Below are 18,353 nucleotides of genomic sequence, written 5' to 3'. Positions count from 1 at the left end.
CGTCTTCCTGAACGGTTATGCTCACTCCACAGAGCATAACCGTTTTTTATTTGTCCGAATCGCTCGGGATACGGAAGCGGTTTTCTCGAAATTCAGGGTCTTGAAAATCTATACAATGATCTCCTATTATCTTTGTCCGAGGAAAGTTATAAGCTCGACGACAATCAGAAAAGACAAGCAATGGACTACAAACTCACTTCGCGATTCAAGCCCACGGGCGATCAGCCGGAAGCCATCCGCCAACTCGTGGAGGGCATCAATGAAGGGATGCCGGCACAGACGCTGCTCGGCGTAACGGGATCGGGCAAAACCTTTACGGTGGCCAATGTGGTGGCAGCGGTCAATCGTCCGACCCTTGTCCTGAGTCATAATAAGACCTTGGCGGCACAGCTATACGGAGAGTTCAAAGCTTTCTTCCCCGAGAATGCGGTAGAGTATTTCGTCAGCTACTACGACTACTACCAGCCCGAGGCCTACCTCCCTGTCACAGATACCTATATCGAAAAGGACATGGCCATCAATGCGGAGATCGAGAAGTTGCGATTGAGGGCTACGGCTTCGCTCCTGTCAGGGCGGAAGGATGTCCTTGTGGTCAGCTCCGTATCCTGTCTCTATGGTATGGCCAATCCCGAAGCTTTTTCCGAAAAAGTGATCAGCCTGCATACGGGACAAAGGGTAGATAGAGATCATTTCATCCGGCTGCTGGTAGAGAGCTACTACACGAACAATAAAGTAGAGTTCGAGAGCGGCAACTTCCGCGTCAAAGGCGACAGTGTGGATATATTCCCCGCCGTAGAAGGATATGACGGCGTGGCATATAGGGTGGAATTTTGGGATGGAGAGGTCGAGCGACTGAGTACCTTCGATCCACGCACGGGACGGGAATACGGCCTGCTGTCGGAACTGAAGATATATCCCGCCAATCTGTTCGTGACGACCAAGGAGCAGGTAGATCGGGCAGTGGGGAAAATCGATGTGGATCTGGGTGCTCAGGTGGATTTTCTGAAAGAAATCGGCAAACCGTACGAAGCCAAACGCTTGTATGAGCGAGTCACGTATGACTTGGAAATGATCCGTGAGTTGGGTTATTGTGCCGGTATAGAGAACTATTCGCGCTACTTCGACGGTCGTGATGCAGGGGAACGTCCTTTCTGCCTGTTGGATTATTTTCCGGAGGATTTCTTGTTGGTCATAGACGAAAGCCATGTAACGATACCGCAGATACGTGCCATGTACGGAGGCGACCGTTCGCGCAAGGAGAATCTGGTCGAATACGGATTCCGCCTGCCTGCCGCCCTCGACAATCGGCCACTTCGCTTCGATGAGTTCGAAGCTCTTACACCCCAGACTCTTTATATCAGTGCCACGCCTGCCGACTATGAGCTGAACAGAAGCGAAGGTGTGATCGTCGAACAGCTGATCCGTCCGACCGGACTGTTGGATCCCATCATCGACGTCAAGCCAACAGCAAACCAAGTAGACGATCTGATGGAGGAGATAGCACGCTGCATAGAAAAGAAAGAGCGCGTACTGGTAACGACCCTGACCAAACGTATGGCGGAGGAGCTTAGCGAATACCTGCTACGCCACGGCATCAGTACCAGCTACATACACAGCGATGTGGACACGCTGGAGCGTGTGCGCATCATGGAAGACTTGCGCAAGGGGGTGTACGATGTGCTCATCGGGGTGAATCTGCTCCGCGAAGGATTGGACTTGCCGGAAGTTTCGCTTGTGGCTATTTTGGATGCGGATAAGGAAGGATTTCTCCGCTCGCATCGTTCGCTCACGCAGACTGCCGGACGTGCTGCCCGACATATTCATGGGCGTGTCATCTTCTACGCGGACAAGATCACTGACAGTATGCAGCTCACCATGGACGAGACCGCACGCCGGCGTACCAAGCAGTTGGCCTACAACGAAGCGCACGGCATCTCCCCCCAACAGATAGTGAAGAATAGTGCTGCTATCTGGGGAGAAGGCGATGTCTCAGTCTTGCAATCCAGCACAGAATCCGGTGCGTACATAGAGGAGAGCAGCATGATTGCTGCCGATCCTTTGGCCGACTATCTGAGCAAACCCAAGCTGGAAGCACTCATTGCTTCCACCAAGAAGCAAATGCTGGCAGCAGCCAAAGAGCTGGACTTTCTGGAAGCAGCACGACTTCGGGACGAAGCCGCACGATTGGAAAAGAAGCTGGAGCAACTCACAGCCTAACGGCGCAGGAGTCTGTGCTTGAGACGTTGCAGAAGACCGGGGTAATTCTCCGGATCGCCTGAGATCGGTGTCTGGGAAAGATTCTTTTCGGATACGATCAGTAGCACGTCTCCCACCTGCAAGTGCATACGCCCTTTCGGTACCCGATAACCCTCGCCTCTTCGTACCAGGATGACAAGCTCTTCGTCACGAAGAGAAAGGTTCATCAGTAGATCGCCATGGGACAGCATGGAAGCGTCCACCACTCTCTCCTCCAACTTGGTTCCCGTCTCTTCCGGTATTTCCACACCGAACAGGCTACCTATCGGTGGCGAGGGAATATCCAGTCCGAGCCAACGTGCTACCTGGGAGATCGTACTTCCCTGTACAAGCAGAGAGAGTATGGTAATGAAGAAGACGACATTGAAAAGCTGATCCGCTCCGGGGATATTATCGATCATGGGATAGGTGGCAAAGATGATAGGCACGGCTCCGCGCAATCCGACCCAGCTGAGAAAGGTCTTACCCCTGAATGACATTTTGCGGAAGGGAATCAGGCAGAAATAGACGGCCAACGGGCGAGCTATGAGAATCATGAAAGCACCTACCACGAGGGAGAACGGTGCCACATCCAGCATTTCTCTCGGATTGACGAGCAAGCCTAAGAGGATGAACAGGATAATCTGTACCAGCCAGGTGATACCATCGAAAAAGGTGTTGATGCTCTTCTTGTGAATAACCCGATTGTTTCCGACCACAATACCGGCGATATAAACAGCCAAATAACCATTCCCTTGCAAAAGAGCGGTCACCGAAAAGGTGAAAAACACCATGCACAGCAGGGTGATAGGATAGAGCGTATCGTTGTGGATATTCATCCGATTGAGGATAAAGACGGCCAAGCGCCCCATCAGGAAACCCAATGCACCGCCTACGACAAACTGTAGGATGAAAGTCAGAACAATAGGCCCTATTCCGCTCTGACCGGTGGTGATGAAATCGATGAGTGCAATGGTCAGCATATATGCCATGGGGTCGTTACTACCGCTCTCCATCTCCAGTGTGGGAGCCAGATTCTCTTTGAGCTGCATCTTTTGCGAACGGAGGATAGCGAATACCGAAGCCGAGTCGGTACTGGCCATCGTGGCAGCCAGCAGCAAAGAGGTAGAAAGAGCGAACCGGTAAGGGCCAAACTCCGAACCGCTCAGCCAAAAGATAAAGAAACCGGATAGAAGAGCTGTCAGCAGGACACCCAAAGTGGACAGCGTAAGCCCCTGTGCAATGACCGGACGCACCTTTCTGATCCGCGTATCCATACCACCGGTGAAGAGAATAATGGAGAGAGCGATGATCCCTACCGACTGTGCCACATCGGCATTAGAAAACTGAAACCCGAATCCATCCACTCCGAAGAGCATGCCGGTGAAGAGAAAGATCAAAAGGGTAGGGATACCGAAACGATAGCCTACCTTTCCGGCCATAATACCTGCAAATAGGACAATAGAAGCAAAGAGGAGGAAGTGTTCAGTAGATAACATCAGCTTTCAGTTATGCTTGTTATACGAAGATGTTGTAGGAGAAAGATTCGTTTTTGGCTCACAGAGCAAGCTCTGCAAAGATAAGCAAAACTCATTTTACGTCTGACATTTACATGTAGTGCGTGTGGCATCTGTGTCTTTCGCCCTGCTCAAAAGAATGAGAAACAGAAGAATGGTTCGCGTTTTTTTCGAACCGAATATGGCAAGATTGCGGTTCCAAGAATTTGAGAATGCGGCGCGAGATTATTTTAGTTTTGGTTCGGGAAAGAAAAAATTTGCGAACCAAAATGAAAACGAACTCAGACCACGTTTTTCTGAACTGTAGAAATCCATTTTTTTCGTTCCTGATTGCTCTACTATCATCCCGCCCTCATATAATTGCAAGGGGGGAGCAGAGAACTAAAACCTATATCTTTGCCGCATGTTATTGAAGGAAAGAGGCACATACAATCAGCCCTCTTACATAATATTAAGACTCTCGCATGATAGTTTTCCTCATTAAGGCCGCGCAGTTGATCCTCGCATTCGCCATTCTGGTTTTCGTCCATGAATTGGGACATTACTTTTTTGCTCGTCTCTTCCGAGTCAGGGTGGACAAGTTCTACCTTTTCTTCGATTGGGGAGGTGCCATCTTCCGTTACAAGCCCAAACGGAGTGAAACGGAATTCGGCATCGGTTGGCTGCCTCTCGGCGGCTACTGCAAGATCAACGGGATGATAGACGAATCCATGGATACCGAGTACTTGCAACAAGAGCCGAAACCTTATGAATTTCGCAGCCGACCGGCATGGCAGCGGCTTCTGATCATGCTGGGAGGAGTGCTGTTCAATTTCCTGTTGGCTCTTGTCATCTATTCCGGTATTGTCCTGCAATGGGGTAGCATGCGGATGCCTTCAGAGCGTATCAGTTCGGGCATGGCCTTCTCCTCCGTGGCACAGGAGGCCGGTTTTCAAGACAATGATATTATCCTCACTGTGGATGGCCGGCCGGTGGATGCTTTGGCTTCGGGGTTCATGCGATCGGTGATTCAGGCTCGCCAAGTGGAAGTCCTGAGACAAGGCCGGCGAGAGATCGTACACGTTCCGCACGATATGATGAAGCGTGTGCTCAAAGCCAACAGTGGTTTTATGTCCATACAGGTGCCATTCGTCATCGATAGCGTCATGCCCCAAGGGACAGCTTATGCCTATCAGCTGAAAGTGGGCGACAGCATCACTACCGTAAATGGCAAGTTGATGCCTGATGCAAGCGATGTGATCGGAGCCATTCGCAGTCATGCAGGCGATAGTATAGCCCTGACTATAGCCCGTGCAGGCGAAGAGCTGACTATAACGCTGCCGGTAGATACCGGTGGACTTATCGGAGTGAGCCTCCGACCGTTAGATGCCATCTATACCATCGATCATATCCGATATTCGCTGTTCGAAGCCATACCGGCCGGAATAGCACAAGGCGTGGGCACCTTGCGCAGCTATGTAAGCGACATGAAGTACGTCTTCACCAAAGAAGGGGCAGGACAGATAGGTGGCTTCGGCACATTGGGCAGCCTCTTTCCGGCCTCTTGGAACTGGCCTCAATTCTGGGCTATGACGGCACTTCTCTCCATTATGCTGGCAGTCATGAATATCCTGCCCATACCGGCATTGGATGGAGGTCATATCCTCTTTCTTCTTATCGAAATCATTACCCGCAGGAAAGTCGGTCAGGAAGTCCTTATCCGTGCACAATTGATCGGGATGGCTATTCTGATTCTTCTCGTTCTCTATGCCAATGGCAATGATTTGCTCAGGGCTTTTCGCTGACAGACTGCTATGATTCGGATGGAAACCTACCCCCACAACTTCGAGGAGAAAGTGGGTTTCGATGAGATTCGTCGCCTTCTCATCGGCCATTGTCATAGTCCGATGGGCAGCGATCGGGTGGTACAGATGCATGCTCTTGCAAGGCATGACGAAGTCAGCCGTTTGCTCGCCGAGACGGAAGAAATGCAGATTATCCTGAGAGAAGAAGATTTGTTTCCCGATCTCCGTCTGGCCGATGTACGAGAAGCACTAAACCGTATCCGACCTGCCGGCACCTATCTGGAAGAGCGAGAGTTGCTGGATGTGGCTACTGCACTGAGGACAATCGAAGCCCTCATCCGTTTCTTCCATGTGGGGGAAGAAGAGGAGGCTAAGGATACACCGTACCCCCACCTTCAAGCTCTTTTGTCCGAAGCCGTTGCCTTTCCGGATCTGGAGAAGCGTATCAGCAGCCTGTTCGATCGGTTCGGGAAAATGAAAGACAATGCCTCGCCCGAACTGATGAATATCCGCCGCGAACTCTCCTCCATAGAGAAGAATATCTCGCGCACTCTCCAAGGCATCCTTCGTTTGGCTCAGTCCGAAGGCTGGGTGGATCAGGGTGTACAGCCATCGGTGCGCGATGGACGGCTGGTGATTCCGGTACCTCCGGCACATAAGCGGAAGGTAAGAGGTATCGTCCATGACGAATCCGGCACGGGGAAGACCGTCTTCATCGAACCTGCAGAGATAGTAGAAGCGAACAATCGTATTCGCGAGCTGGAGGCAGCCGAAAGGCGAGAAATCATTCGCATACTGATAGAGGTATGCAATGCTCTTCGTCCGCACATTCATGATCTGATTGACTGCTACGAATGGATAGGACTGTTTGACTTCATCTCAGCGAAAGCTCGTCTCAGCGTCGAATGGAATGCTATCCGTCCCATTTTGTCCAAGAGGCCGGAGATCCGGTGGGTGAAAGCCGTACATCCGCTGCTGCTTCGCAGTCTCAGAGCACATGGTAGAGATGTGATTCCGCTGGATATATCGCTTACTGCTCCCGACAAACGTATCCTGATCATATCCGGTCCCAATGCAGGGGGCAAATCTGTCTGTCTAAAGACGGTGGGGCTGTTGCAATACATGCTCCAAAGTGGTCTTCCCATACCGATGTCCCCCGATTCTACGGCAGGAATATTTGGCAAGCTCTTCATCGATATAGGAGATGAACAGTCGATAGAAGATGACCTCAGCACCTACAGTTCGCATCTGAGGAATATGAAACACTTTGCCCGCCATACGGATAAGAGTACACTATTATTAATAGATGAGTTCGGTGGCGGTACCGAACCTCAGATAGGCGGAGCCATCGCCGAAGCACTACTACATCGCTTCAACGAACAGGAAGGATTCGGAGTGGTAACTACTCACTACCATAATCTGAAAGCCTATGCCGAAGAGACACCGGGGCTTGTAAACGGAGCCATGCTCTACGATCGCCATGAGATGCGCCCACTCTTCTGTCTCTCCATCGGTCGGCCGGGAAGTTCGTTTGCCATCGAGATCGCTCGCAAGATCGGGCTGCCCGAGGAGGTCATAGCCGAAGCCACAGACAAGGTGGGCACGGGCTACATCGACATGGATAAGTATCTTCAGGACATCGTACGGGACAAACGATACTGGGAGACTAAGCGTACCAATATCCGAAAGGAGGAAAAACGGCTGGAAGAGGCTGCCGCCGAATATGAATCGCGTCTGGAGTCTATCAAAAAAGAACGCAAACAAATACTGGACGAAGCTCGCCAACAAGCATCCGAGATGCTGTCCCAATCGTCTGCTCAGATAGAGAAAACGATCCGCGACATCAAAGAGGCGCAAGCCGAAAGGGAGAAAACGCGGAGAGCACGACAAGAGCTGAGCGACTTCAGGGAAACGATCAACAAAGAAGAGGTCGAAAAAGAAGAGCGAATCAATCGGGAGATAGAGAAAATAAAACGGAGAAAAAAACGGAAGCAAGAGAAAGCAGCACCCCGTTCGACCGAAACACCTGTAGAGCCAAAGCCGCAAGAAGTACCCCAATCCCCTGTCATGCAAGTGGGCGATACGGTACGAATCAAAGGACAGACGGCTATAGGCAGTATTATAGATATGAATGATCGGGAGGCTACCATCGCTCTCGGAATGATCAAAACGACTGTACCGATCGATCGGTTGGAACCGGCCAAGCCCGTCAAAGAGCGGAAGTCCGCCCCTGCCTCCGGAGCATCTGCCCGAATGATCATAGACCGGATCCACGAGAAGCGTTTGGATTTCAAGCAAGACATCGATCTGCGCGGCATGCGTGTGAACGAAGCCGTCCAAGCTGTCATGTATTTTATCGATGATGCCATCCAACTGGGAATACCACGCGTACGGATACTTCATGGAACAGGAACAGGTGCACTCAGGATGGTGATCAGGGAGTATTTGGCCACAGTCGATGGCGTAAGGCATTTTGCTGACGAACATGTCCAGTTCGGAGGAGCCGGTATCACTGTCGTCGAATTGGGATGACAGCTTTCTATACGATCTCCAATGGCCGAAATCATCTGCTTTTCGAAATAGATCTTCAGCAAAGTTTTTGGCAATCAACAAAGTATTTCTAACTTTGCGCACCGAATTTCATGATCACGAACGAAGAATAACAAAAACAAAATAAAAAACAGAAGAAGATTATGATCGTAGTTCCAGTTAAAGAAGGCGAGAACATCGAAAGAGCACTGAAACGCTTCAAAAGAAAGTTTGAAAAAACCGGAGCAGTACGCGAATTGCGTGCTCGTCAGGCTTTTGAAAAGCCCTCGGTGACCAAGCGCAAGAAGATGCAAAAAGCCATCTACGTGAAGCAGCTTCAGGTTGCCGAAGAATAAGAAGGATAGCTATTGCCGCATTTTCTTTGCGGCGCTCAAGACGGGTGCAATGATCGAGACCGACCTCTTTCGCGACAATGAATGAAACACCCGACACCATCGAAAGATTCCTCTATTATCTGCGCTACGAAGTTCACGCGTCAGAACGAACTATTTGTGACTATGCGCAAGATTTGAATCGCTATGTCGCTTTCTTCAGTGAACACACGGGAGAAGTATTCGAGCCAAGCGAACGCGACAAGGATGTCGCGCGCGCTTGGCTCTTCTCTTTGATGGAATCCGGACAAAAAAGCTCTTCCGTCCAGCGCAGGCTGAGCGTGCTGAAAAGCTTTTACAGATACATGGTCAAAATCGGGCTTATAGGGCAAAGCCCTGTCCGAATGCTGAGGGGGCCGAAGAAAGAGAGGCCACTACCCGTTTTCGTCCCGAACGATGAAATGGAAAAAGTGCTGAATCAGCCCATCCGTGAAGATGATTTCGAGGCCGTACGGGACAGATTGATTCTGGAAACACTGTATGAAGTGGGGCTGCGGCGTTCCGAAATAGCCACTCTCAAAGACAGCGCGGTAGAAGATAAGGCCGGCTGCATACGTGTCATCGGCAAAAGGAACAAAGAGCGAATAGTACCTTTCGGAAAACGTCTGCATGATATGATAGACAACTATCGGAATATTCGTGAAGAAAAAGTAGGGAAATCTGATTTTTTTTTCGTTTCTTTGGATGGCAGGCCACTGACAGGTGAAGTGGTCTACAACATAGTTCGTACAGCATTGGCAAACGTACCGCACCTGACCAAGAGGAGTCCGCATGTTCTGAGACACAGCTTCGCCACCGAAATGCTCAATCACGGAGCAGATCTGATGTCGGTCAAAGAACTCTTAGGGCACGACAGTCTTTCTACGACGGTGCAGTACACGCATATTTCGTTCGAGCAACTTAAACAAATGTATAACGCTCATCCAAGAGCAAAAAAAGAAGAAACGACCATGACAGATGTAAGAATCCAGGCTCTGCATTTCGATGCTACTGACCAACTGAAAGAATTTGCACAGAAGAAAATATCCAAGCTGAATCGCTTGTCTGATGGAATAACGGGAGCCGAAGTAGTCCTCAAGCTCGTCAAGCCTGAGACCGTACAAAACAAAGAAGCATCTATCAGGCTCTATATCCCCGGCGACGACTTGTTTGCAGAAAAGACAGCAGACACCTTTGAGGAAGCTATTGATCTGACGGTCGATGCGCTGAAGAGACAAATCGAAAAAAGGAAAGAACAGAGAAAATAGGACAAAGGCCAAAAAGATTCGCCGAATGTTTGGCGAATTAGAAAATGTCACTAAATTTGCAGCCGATTCGCCTCCCCTTAATCCGCAATGAGGCTAAGGCTGTGATTTTAGCAGTAATAAGTCGGACACCGGAGCGCGAGGGGCAGTTACCAGAGTGGCCAAATGGGGCTGACTGTAACTCAGCTGGCTTACGCCTTCGGTGGTTCGAATCCATCACTGCCCACCCTCTCTGACAAAATGAGGGAATATCGGATTGCCAATGTAGCTCAGCGGTAGAGCACTTCCTTGGTAAGGAAGAGGTCCCGGGTTCAAGTCCCGGCATCGGCTCTGATTGTGGTTAGCGTTTTGTATAAGCACAAACAAACAACTTAAATAAAACAAAGAACTTAAGGTTATGGCAAAAGAGCATTTTAACAGATCGAAACCCCACGTTAACGTAGGTACGATCGGACACGTGGACCACGGTAAGACTACCTTGACGGCTGCAATCACAACCGTGTTGGCAAAGAAGGGTCTTTCAGAGCTTCGTTCATTTGATTCAATCGATAACGCTCCCGAAGAAAAGGAACGTGGTATCACGATTAATACTTCACACGTTGAATACCAAACAGCTAATCGTCACTACGCTCACGTAGACTGTCCGGGTCACGCCGACTATGTGAAGAACATGGTTACCGGTGCTGCTCAGATGGACGGTGCTATCATCGTTGTAGCTGCCACAGACGGTCCTATGCCTCAGACTCGCGAGCACATCCTTTTGGCTCGTCAGGTAAACGTTCCTCGTCTGGTTGTTTTCATGAACAAATGCGACATGGTAGACGATGAAGAGATGCTCGAGCTTGTTGAAATGGACATGCGCGAACTCCTTTCTTTCTACGATTTCGATGGCGACAATACTCCTGTTATCCGTGGCTCTGCTCTGGGTGCTTTGAATGGAGAGCCTCAGTGGGAAGACAAGGTGATGGAGCTTATGGAAGCTGTTGACAACTGGGTTCCCCTGCCTGAGCGTGACATCGACAAGCCGTTCTTGATGCCGGTTGAAGACGTATTCTCTATCACGGGTCGTGGTACGGTTGCTACAGGACGTATCGAAACCGGTATTGTGAAGACCGGCGACGAAGTTCAGATCATCGGTCTCGGTGCAGAAGGAATGAAGTCGGTTGTTACGGGTGTTGAAATGTTCCGTAAGATTCTTGACGAAGGTCAGGCCGGTGACAACGTTGGTCTTCTCCTCCGTGGTATCGATAAGGATCAGATCAAGCGTGGTATGGTTATCTCTCACCCGGGTAAGGTTACTCCTCACAAGAGATTTAAGGCTGAGGTTTATATCTTGAAGAAAGAAGAAGGTGGTCGTCATACTCCTTTCCACAACAAATATCGTCCGCAGTTCTATATCCGTACGCTTGACGTAACCGGTGAAATCACTCTTCCCGAAGGAACAGAAATGGTTATGCCCGGTGACAACGTAACGATTACGGTTGAACTCATCTACCCGGTTGCATGTAACGTAGGTCTCCGCTTCGCTATCCGTGAAGGTGGTCGTACGGTAGGTGCCGGTCAGATTACAGAACTCATCGACTAATTCGATTAGTCAGCAATACTAAGGGGTCCCGATACCTCTCTCAATGGGTGGGTATCGGGCTCTTTTCAAACGGGTTTAGCTCAGTTGGTAGAGCATTGGTCTCCAAAACCAAGTGTCGGGAGTTCGAGTCTCTCAACCCGTGCAAAATTTTCAATCAATGAAACTATTCAATAAAATAGGGACTTCGATAACGGATTCCTATAATGAGCTTGTACATAAGGTTTCTTGGCCTACCAGATCCGAGCTGACAAACAGTGCTGTAGTAGTGATGATTGCTTCCTTAATCATTGCTCTTTTTGTGTTTGTTGTCGATACTGCTTTCGAGCGGATCATGGAACTGGTATACAAATTGGTGTTCTAACCATTTCTTGCTTATCAAGATATGACAAACGCAGAGAAAAAATTCTATGTTCTCCGTGCCATTAGTGGTAAGGAGAACAAAGTGCGTGAATATCTGGAAGCAGAAATGAAGCACTCCGATTTAGGTAATTATCTCTTTCAGGTTCTCATTCCCACTGAAAAAGTGATGACGCAGCGTGCCGGTAAAAGGGTTATAAAAGAACGCCCTTACTTACCCGGATACGTATTGGTCGAAGCTGTTTTGGTCGGTGAAGTAGAGCACAGGCTACGCAGTACGCCCAACGTGATCGGGTTCTTGGGTGACGGTCGTCCGGCACCTCTTCACCCGTCCGAAGTTAGTCGAATCTTAGGAAAAGTTGACCAGCTGGACAGTGAAGACGAAGAATATGAACTCAGCTTTATGGTGGGCGAAACCGTGAAAGTATCAGATGGTGCTTTTGCCGGTTTCGATGCGATAGTGGAAGAAGTCAATCCCGACAAGAAGAAGCTCAAGGTGATGGTGAAGATTTTCGGAAGAAAAACGGCACTGGAGCTTTCTTATGTGCAGGTTGAGAAAGAATAAGGTTATGTTACGGATCTTTTCTCTCTCACATTGATATAGTGTGTGTCTGAATTTTTAATTTTAGAACAATGGCTAAAGAAGTTGCTGGACAAATCAAATTGCAAATAAAAGGTGGTGCAGCTAATCCCTCACCCCCTGTTGGGCCTGCACTTGGTGCAAAGGGCATCAACATCATGGAGTTTTGCAAGCAATTTAATGCCAGGACCCAAGACAAAGCCGGCAAAGTATTGCCTGTAGTAATTACGTACTATGCCGATAAGTCTTTTGATTTTATCGTAAAAACTCCTCCTGTTGCTATTCAACTCCTTGAAGCCAGCAAACAGAAGAGCGGTTCTGCAGAGCCTAATCGTAAGAAGGTAGCAGAAATCACATGGGAGCAAGTACGTGCGATCGCAGAAGACAAGCTTGTCGATTTGAATTGCTTCGATATTAAAGCTGCCATGAAAATGGTAGCCGGTACTGCTCGAAGCATGGGTATCGCGGTTAAAGGGGACTTCCCGGAATAAATAATTTAATCTTACTCAAAATGAGCAAACTAACAAAAAAACAGAAGTTGGCCTTTAGCAAGATTGAACCCGGGAAAGCATACACAATATCGGAAGCATCGGCCTTGGTGAAAGAGATCACCACGACCAATTTTGATGCATCTGTGGATATTGATGTGCGCTTGGGTGTAGACCCCCGCAAGGCTAACCAGATGGTGCGTGGCGTTGTAACGCTTCCGCACGGAACTGGAAAGCAGATCCGCGTTTTGGCATTGTGCTCTCCTGATAAAGAAGCTGAAGCTAAAGAAGCTGGTGCTGATTATGTAGGTCTTGATGAATACATAGAAAAAATCAAGGGCGGTTGGACTGACATCGACGTCATCATCACCATGCCTGCCATTATGGGTAAAATCGGTGCATTGGGACGTGTTTTAGGTCCTCGCGGATTGATGCCTAACCCTAAAAGCGGGACTGTAACCAATGATGTAGGTGCTGCTGTAAAAGAAGTGAAAGCCGGTAAGATTGACTTTAAAGTTGATAAAACCGGTATCGTTCATACGTCGATAGGTAAAGTGTCATTCTCTGCGGACCAAATCCGCGATAATGCACGTGAGTTTATTAATACGATTATTAAACTCAAGCCTACTACAGCTAAGGGTACTTATATCAAAAGCATCTATCTTTCAAGTACTATGAGTTTCGGTATCAAAGTTGATCCTAAGACAGTGGATGAAAATTAAGAAAGGGTAGAAACGATGAGAAAGGAAGATAAAGGTACAGTTATAAGGCAGTTGACCGAATATATCGGCCAATACCCCCACTTCTACTTGACTGACATAGAAGCATTAAATGCTGAGAAAACATCAGAGCTCCGTCGCAACTGCAATAAAAACGGAGTGAAGTTGGTAATGGTGAAAAACACGCTTTTGCGTGCAGCCTTAGCAGCGAGTGATGTAGATTTCTCTTCATTGTACAGCTGTCTGAAAGGGAATACCGCTGTCATGTTCTGTGAAGTGGCTAATTCTCCCGCCAAAGTAATCAAGCAGTTTACAAAGGATACCAAAGGAGAAGGAAAACCTTGGCTAAAAGCTGCGTACGTACAGGAAAGCTTCTACATTGGAAGGGAAAACCTGGATGCTTTGGTTTCGATCAAGAGCAAAAACGAACTTATCGCAGATGTTGTGGCATTGCTGCAGTCTCCGGCCAAGAACGTTATTGCATCTTTGCAGTCAGCAGGTCAAACGATCCATGGTGTGTTGAAGACCTTGGAAGAAAAATAATTCAACAGTATAATTGAAAACTTTTAATACTCAAAAATAAAATGGCAGACATTAAAGCTATTGCTGAACAACTGGTTAACTTGACAGTAAAAGAAGTTAGCGAACTCGCTACTATCCTGAAAGAAGAATATGGCATCGAGCCGGCAGCTGCTGCTGTTGCTGTAGCCGCTGCTCCTGGTGCTGCCGGTGCTGCAGCTGAAGAGGAGAAAACTTCTTTCGATGTAGTTCTTAAGAGTGCTGGAGCTGCAAAATTGCAGGTAGTAAAAGCTGTTAAAGAACAATGCGGTCTTGGCCTGAAAGAAGCAAAGGATCTCGTAGACGCAGCACCTTCTACCGTGAAGGAAGGTGTAGACAAAGCTACTGCTGAGGTTCTGAAAAAGGCTCTCGAAGAAGCAGGTGCTGAAGTAGAACTGAAATAACGCATTTTAGGCCTGATTATCAGGTTATTATGGTTAAGGCCCCCCATTTTGGGGGATCTTAACCATTTCGTGTCTATAGTTTTCCCAAGTTAAAATAGTCCTGAATTTTAGATGACGCCGACTACAAACAACAATAGAATCAACTTCGCTTCGATAAAAAATCCGCTTTCCTATCCGGACTTTCTCGAAGTTCAACTCAAGTCGTTCCATGACTTCCTTCAGTTAGATACTCCGCCCGAGAGGAGGAAAAAAGAAGGTCTCTATAAAGTTTTTGCGGAAAATTTTCCAATAACCGATACCCGTAACAACTTTGTCCTGGAATTCCTTGATTACTATATTGATCCCCCCAAGTATTCCATCGAGGAATGTCTTAGCAGGGGGCTCACCTATAGCGTCCCTCTGAAAGCTAAGCTAAAACTTTATTGTACGGATCCTGATCACGAAGATTTTGCGACCGTAATTCAGGACGTTTTTCTTGGACCTATACCCTATATGACAAGTTCCGGCACATTTGTTATAAATGGAGCCGAGCGCGTCATCGTTTCCCAATTGCACCGTTCTCCGGGTGTGTTCTTTGGGCAAAGCCTTCACACTAACGGTACCAAACTATACTCAGCGCGAATCATACCATTCAAAGGCTCATGGATCGAATTTGCTACGGACATTAACAATGTCATGTATGCATACATCGATAGAAAGAAGAAACTTCCTGTAACAACTCTTCTTCGTGCCATTGGTTTCGAGGCAGACAAAGACATTCTCGACATCTTCAATCTTGCCGAAGAGGTAAAAGTAACGAAGACCAACCTGAAGAAATGCATCGGACGCAAATTAGCAGCTCGCGTCATCAATACGTATATCGATGATCTTAGTGATGAAGACACCGGCGAAGTTGTTTCCATGGAGCGAATCACTGTCGTGGTGGACAGAGAGGTTGAACTGACAGAGGATAATATTGAGGCAATCCTCAACTCAAATACACAAACGATCCTGCTACACCGAAGTGATTCGAATACTTCTGATTACAGCATCATATTCAACACTTTACAGAAGGATCCATGTAATTCGGAAAAAGAAGCCCTGTATTATGTATACAGACAGCTCCGTAATGCCGAGCCGGCTGATGATGCAAGTGCAAGAGAGGTAATAACGAATCTGTTCTTCTCTGATAAACGGTACGACTTAGGCGATGTCGGGCGCTATCGTATCAATAAGAAGCTGAACTTGAATATCGATCCCGATATCAAAGTACTGACAAATGAGGATATCATTGAGATCATCAAGTATCTTATCGAGTTAGTAAATTCCAAGGCATCGGTAGACGATATAGACCACTTGTCGAACCGTCGTGTTCGGACTGTCGGAGAGCAGCTTTACAACCAATTTGGTATTGGTTTGGCCCGTATGGCCAGGACGGTACGCGATCGAATGAATGTTCGCGACAATGAAGTTTTCACTCCTATTGATTTGGTCAATGCTAAGACTATTTCCTCTGTCGTGAATTCTTTCTTTGGTACCAATGCCTTGTCGCAGTTCATGGATCAGACAAACCCATTGGCTGAAATAACGCATAAGCGACGTCTGTCGGCATTGGGCCCCGGAGGTCTATCGCGCGAACGGGCCGGCTTTGAAGTCCGGGACGTTCACTACACGCATTATGGTCGTCTATGTCCTATTGAAACGCCTGAAGGACCCAATATCGGTCTGATTTCCTCCCTCTGCGTATACGCCAAAATCAGTGATTTGGGTTTTATCACAACACCATACCGTGAAGTAAAGAACGGCAAGGTAGATTTTTCCGACAATGGACTGAAATACTACACGGCAGAAGAAGAGGAAGAGAAGACCGTAGCACAAGGAAATGCGCCTCTTGACGAAAATGGTCGATTTGTCAGAGAACGAGTAAAAGCACGTTACGAGTCGGATTTCCCGTTGGTTACACCGGATGAGGTCGATCTGATGGATGTTTCGCCCACTCAAATTGCTTCAATCGCAGCAGCTTTAATTCCTTTCTTGGAACACGACGATGCCAACCGTGCGTTGATGGGTTCTAACATGATGCGTCAGGCTGTTCCCCTACTAAGGCCTGAATCTCCGATCGTCGGTACCGGTATAGAAGGTAAATTGGTACAGGATTCACGTACACAGATCGTGGCGGAGAGAGGCGGAGAGGTTGTCTTTGTGGATGCCTCTTGCATCAAGATTCGTTATGACAGGACAGCTGATGAAGAGTTTGTAAGTTTCGACGATGCCATCGTTACCTACTATCTTCCCAAATACCGCAAAACGAACCAAAGCACGACCATTGACCTGCATCCTATTTGTTCTAAAGGGGATAGAGTAGAGGCTGGCCAAATTTTGACGGAAGGCTATTCAACTCAGGGGGGAGAATTAGCCCTCGGCCGCAATGTTCAGGTAGCATACATGCCTTGGAAAGGATACAATTATGAGGATGCTATCGTATTGAACGAGCGAATGGTTCGAGAGGACTTCTTCACGTCTGTTCATGTTGACGAGTATATTCTTGAGGTTAGAGAGACCAAAAGAGGTCTTGAAGAACTCACTTCCGATATCCCCAACGTCAGCGAGGATGCGACAAAGGACTTGGATGAAAATGGGATTGTGCGAATCGGGGCACATATCGAGCCCGGTGACATCCTTATTGGAAAAATTACGCCTAAGGGTGAATCGGATCCGACTCCTGAAGAAAAACTGCTGCGCGCAATCTTCGGCGACAAAGCCGGCGACGTTAAGGACGCTTCATTGAAAGCAACTCCCTCTCTGCGAGGGGTGGTAATCGACACGAAATTGTTCTCAAAAGCTGCCAAGAAAAAGAGTCGGACATCGACCAAAGAAGCCGTAAACAAACTTGACGATACATATGCGAAAAGGCAGCAACAACTTCATGAGCGTCTGATCGAAAAGCTAACAGAACTGACCAAAGGCAAAACCTGCTGTGGCGTAAAGGACTACTTGAATGTTGAGTTGATTAAGGCCGGCAGCAAATTCACCAAAAAAGATCTTGAAGCTCTTGATTTCAATGTGATCCAATTAAGTGATTGGACAAATGATGCACATACGAACGAGCTGATAAAGGCTGTCGCGGTGAATTATCTGAAGCACTCCAAGGAAATTGAAGCTGAACTACGCCGTCGCAAATTAGATGAAACGATCGGAGACGAGCTGCCTGCGGGTATTGTTCAAATGGCCAAAGTCTACATAGCCAAGAAACGGAAGATCCAAGTTGGCGACAAGATGGCTGGACGTCATGGGAATAAAGGTATTGTGTCCAAAATCGTGCGTCAAGAGGATATGCCGTTCCTCGCAGACGGTACTCCGGTGGACATATGCCTGAACCCTCTTGGTGTGCCCTCACGTATGAACTTGGGACAGATATTCGAAGCTGTACTTGCATGGGCAGGACGCAAGATGAATGTCAAGTTCGCTACACCTATCTTCGATGGAGCTTCCCTTAAAGATATGAATGAGTGGACAGACAAAGCAGGGCTACCTCGTGATGGAAAGACATATCTGTACGATGGTGGTACCGGCGAACGTTTCGACCAGCCTGCAACCGTTGGTGTAACTTATTTCTTGAAGCTTGGACACATGGTCGATGACAAGATGCATGCTCGATCCATCGGACCGTATTCACTCATCACCCAGCAACCTCTCGGTGGTAAAGCTCAATTCGGAGGACAACGATTCGGAGAGATGGAGGTTTGGGCTCTAGAAGCATTTGGAGCTTCGCATATCTTGCAAGAAATTCTTACTGTGAAATCTGACGATGTTGTTGGACGTTCAAAGGCATACGAAGCGATAGTCAAAGGAGATCCGATGCCAACACCGGGTATTCCGGAGTCGCTTAACGTGCTATTGCATGAATTGAAAGGCCTCGGTTTAAGTTTTTCTTTGGACTAACTCCTAATCGAGAGTCTGTACAATTATTTTTGCCTTCATC

15 protein-coding genes and 3 tRNA genes are annotated in these 18,353 nt (G+C 48.0%); 16 read left to right on the top strand and 2 right to left on the bottom strand.

Translation table 11 applies throughout. The features are described from left to right. Positions 1–180: 180 nt before the first annotated feature. Complete coding sequence (gene uvrB, locus HQ49_RS05810; protein WP_039419033.1) at positions 181–2,217, top strand: excinuclease ABC subunit UvrB; 2,037 nt, start codon at positions 181–183, stop codon at positions 2,215–2,217. Here the strand turns inward: uvrB and HQ49_RS05805 are convergent. Together HQ49_RS05805 and HQ49_RS12700 are read right to left on the bottom strand one after the other, a co-directional pair. Then, the gene (locus tag HQ49_RS05805) at positions 2,214–3,734 is read right to left on the bottom strand and encodes a potassium/proton antiporter (protein ID WP_039418881.1); all 1,521 of its coding nucleotides are present in this window, start codon (positions 3,732–3,734) and stop codon (positions 2,214–2,216) included. The two genes, uvrB and HQ49_RS05805, sit on opposite strands and share 4 nt — an antisense overlap. 109 nt (positions 3,735–3,843) lie before the next feature. Then, positions 3,844–4,020 (bottom strand): DUF1661 domain-containing protein, encoded by a 177-nt coding sequence (locus HQ49_RS12700; RefSeq protein WP_160224178.1) that lies wholly within the window; start codon positions 4,018–4,020, stop codon positions 3,844–3,846. Between the two features lie 196 nt (positions 4,021–4,216). Here HQ49_RS12700 and rseP point away from each other — a divergent pair, with 196 nt between their 5' ends. The 15 genes from rseP to rpoB all read left to right on the top strand — a co-directional run bounded on the left by rseP (position 4,217) and on the right by rpoB (position 18,313). Beyond that, positions 4,217–5,536 (top strand): RIP metalloprotease RseP, encoded by a 1,320-nt coding sequence (gene rseP, locus HQ49_RS05800; protein WP_039418880.1) that lies wholly within the window; start codon positions 4,217–4,219, stop codon positions 5,534–5,536. Between the two features lie 18 nt (positions 5,537–5,554). Continuing rightward, positions 5,555–8,068, top strand: a complete 2,514-nt coding sequence (locus tag HQ49_RS05795; RefSeq protein ID WP_449421059.1) for an endonuclease MutS2 — start codon at positions 5,555–5,557, stop codon at positions 8,066–8,068. Between the two features lie 161 nt (positions 8,069–8,229). Beyond that, the gene (rpsU, locus tag HQ49_RS05790; protein WP_018964318.1) at positions 8,230–8,421 is read left to right on the top strand and encodes a 30S ribosomal protein S21; all 192 of its coding nucleotides are present in this window, start codon (positions 8,230–8,232) and stop codon (positions 8,419–8,421) included. A 77-nt stretch (positions 8,422–8,498) separates the two neighbouring features. Continuing rightward, positions 8,499–9,704, top strand: coding sequence for a ribosome hibernation-promoting factor, HPF/YfiA family (hpf, locus tag HQ49_RS05785; protein WP_039418876.1), 1,206 nt, complete (start codon positions 8,499–8,501; stop codon positions 9,702–9,704). 140 nt (positions 9,705–9,844) lie between these two features. Beyond that, positions 9,845–9,927: transfer RNA gene (locus HQ49_RS05780), tRNA-Tyr, on the top strand. 32 nt (positions 9,928–9,959) lie between these two features. Beyond that, positions 9,960–10,031, top strand: a tRNA-Thr gene (locus HQ49_RS05775). Between the two features lie 67 nt (positions 10,032–10,098). Beyond that, positions 10,099–11,286 (top strand): elongation factor Tu, encoded by a 1,188-nt coding sequence (gene tuf, locus HQ49_RS05770; RefSeq protein ID WP_018964320.1) that lies wholly within the window; start codon positions 10,099–10,101, stop codon positions 11,284–11,286. A gap of 69 nt (positions 11,287–11,355) precedes the next feature. Then, positions 11,356–11,428, top strand: a tRNA-Trp gene (locus HQ49_RS05765). Between the two features lie 15 nt (positions 11,429–11,443). Next, the gene (gene secE / locus HQ49_RS05760) at positions 11,444–11,647 is read left to right on the top strand and encodes a preprotein translocase subunit SecE (RefSeq protein ID WP_004584915.1); all 204 of its coding nucleotides are present in this window, start codon (positions 11,444–11,446) and stop codon (positions 11,645–11,647) included. 21 nt (positions 11,648–11,668) lie between these two features. Further along, positions 11,669–12,208, top strand: a complete 540-nt coding sequence (gene nusG / locus HQ49_RS05755; protein ID WP_039418875.1) for a transcription termination/antitermination protein NusG — start codon at positions 11,669–11,671, stop codon at positions 12,206–12,208. 68 nt (positions 12,209–12,276) lie between these two features. Then, positions 12,277–12,714, top strand: a complete 438-nt coding sequence (rplK, locus tag HQ49_RS05750; protein WP_018964322.1) for a 50S ribosomal protein L11 — start codon at positions 12,277–12,279, stop codon at positions 12,712–12,714. 20 nt (positions 12,715–12,734) lie between these two features. Beyond that, positions 12,735–13,433 carry a 50S ribosomal protein L1 gene (rplA, locus tag HQ49_RS05745; RefSeq protein ID WP_018964323.1) on the top strand — a complete coding sequence of 233 codons (699 nt, stop codon included), beginning with the start codon at positions 12,735–12,737 and terminating at the stop codon, positions 13,431–13,433. Between the two features lie 15 nt (positions 13,434–13,448). After that, entirely contained in the window at positions 13,449–13,973 is a 525-nt protein-coding gene (gene rplJ / locus HQ49_RS05740) for a 50S ribosomal protein L10 (RefSeq protein WP_018964324.1), read from the top strand. A 41-nt stretch (positions 13,974–14,014) separates the two neighbouring features. Next, positions 14,015–14,392, top strand: coding sequence for a 50S ribosomal protein L7/L12 (gene rplL / locus HQ49_RS05735; protein ID WP_039418873.1), 378 nt, complete (start codon positions 14,015–14,017; stop codon positions 14,390–14,392). Positions 14,393–14,503: 111 nt separating this feature from the next. Continuing rightward, positions 14,504–18,313, top strand: coding sequence for a DNA-directed RNA polymerase subunit beta (rpoB, locus tag HQ49_RS05730; RefSeq protein ID WP_018964325.1), 3,810 nt, complete (start codon positions 14,504–14,506; stop codon positions 18,311–18,313). The last annotated feature ends 40 nt before the right edge of the window (positions 18,314–18,353 follow it).

It is taken from the genome of Porphyromonas gulae (genome assembly GCF_000765945.1).
GTDB classification, from domain to species: domain Bacteria; phylum Bacteroidota; class Bacteroidia; order Bacteroidales; family Porphyromonadaceae; genus Porphyromonas; species Porphyromonas gulae.
This window is presented reverse-complemented; position numbering and strand designations above follow the sequence as displayed.

Bases quoted from the DNA above. Each gene is read 5' to 3' on its own strand.
- rplL (WP_039418873.1), top strand. From the start codon at position 14,015: ATGGCAGACATTAAAGCTATTGCTGAACAACTGGTTAACTTGACAGTA.
- tuf (WP_018964320.1), top strand. From the start codon at position 10,099: ATGGCAAAAGAGCATTTTAACAGATCGAAACCCCACGTTAACGTAGGT.
- rplA (WP_018964323.1), top strand. From the start codon at position 12,735: ATGAGCAAACTAACAAAAAAACAGAAGTTGGCCTTTAGCAAGATTGAA.
- HQ49_RS05795 (WP_449421059.1), top strand. From the start codon at position 5,555: ATGGAAACCTACCCCCACAACTTCGAGGAGAAAGTGGGTTTCGATGAG.
- rplJ (WP_018964324.1), top strand. From the start codon at position 13,449: ATGAGAAAGGAAGATAAAGGTACAGTTATAAGGCAGTTGACCGAATAT.
- secE (WP_004584915.1), top strand. From the start codon at position 11,444: ATGAAACTATTCAATAAAATAGGGACTTCGATAACGGATTCCTATAAT.
- nusG (WP_039418875.1), top strand. From the start codon at position 11,669: ATGACAAACGCAGAGAAAAAATTCTATGTTCTCCGTGCCATTAGTGGT.
- HQ49_RS05805 (WP_039418881.1), bottom strand. From the start codon at position 3,734: ATGTTATCTACTGAACACTTCCTCCTCTTTGCTTCTATTGTCCTATTT.
- hpf (WP_039418876.1), top strand. From the start codon at position 8,499: ATGAATGAAACACCCGACACCATCGAAAGATTCCTCTATTATCTGCGC.
- rpsU (WP_018964318.1), top strand. From the start codon at position 8,230: ATGATCGTAGTTCCAGTTAAAGAAGGCGAGAACATCGAAAGAGCACTG.
- rpoB (WP_018964325.1), top strand. From the start codon at position 14,504: ATGACGCCGACTACAAACAACAATAGAATCAACTTCGCTTCGATAAAA.
- rplK (WP_018964322.1), top strand. From the start codon at position 12,277: ATGGCTAAAGAAGTTGCTGGACAAATCAAATTGCAAATAAAAGGTGGT.
- rseP (WP_039418880.1), top strand. From the start codon at position 4,217: ATGATAGTTTTCCTCATTAAGGCCGCGCAGTTGATCCTCGCATTCGCC.
- uvrB (WP_039419033.1), top strand. From the start codon at position 181: ATGGACTACAAACTCACTTCGCGATTCAAGCCCACGGGCGATCAGCCG.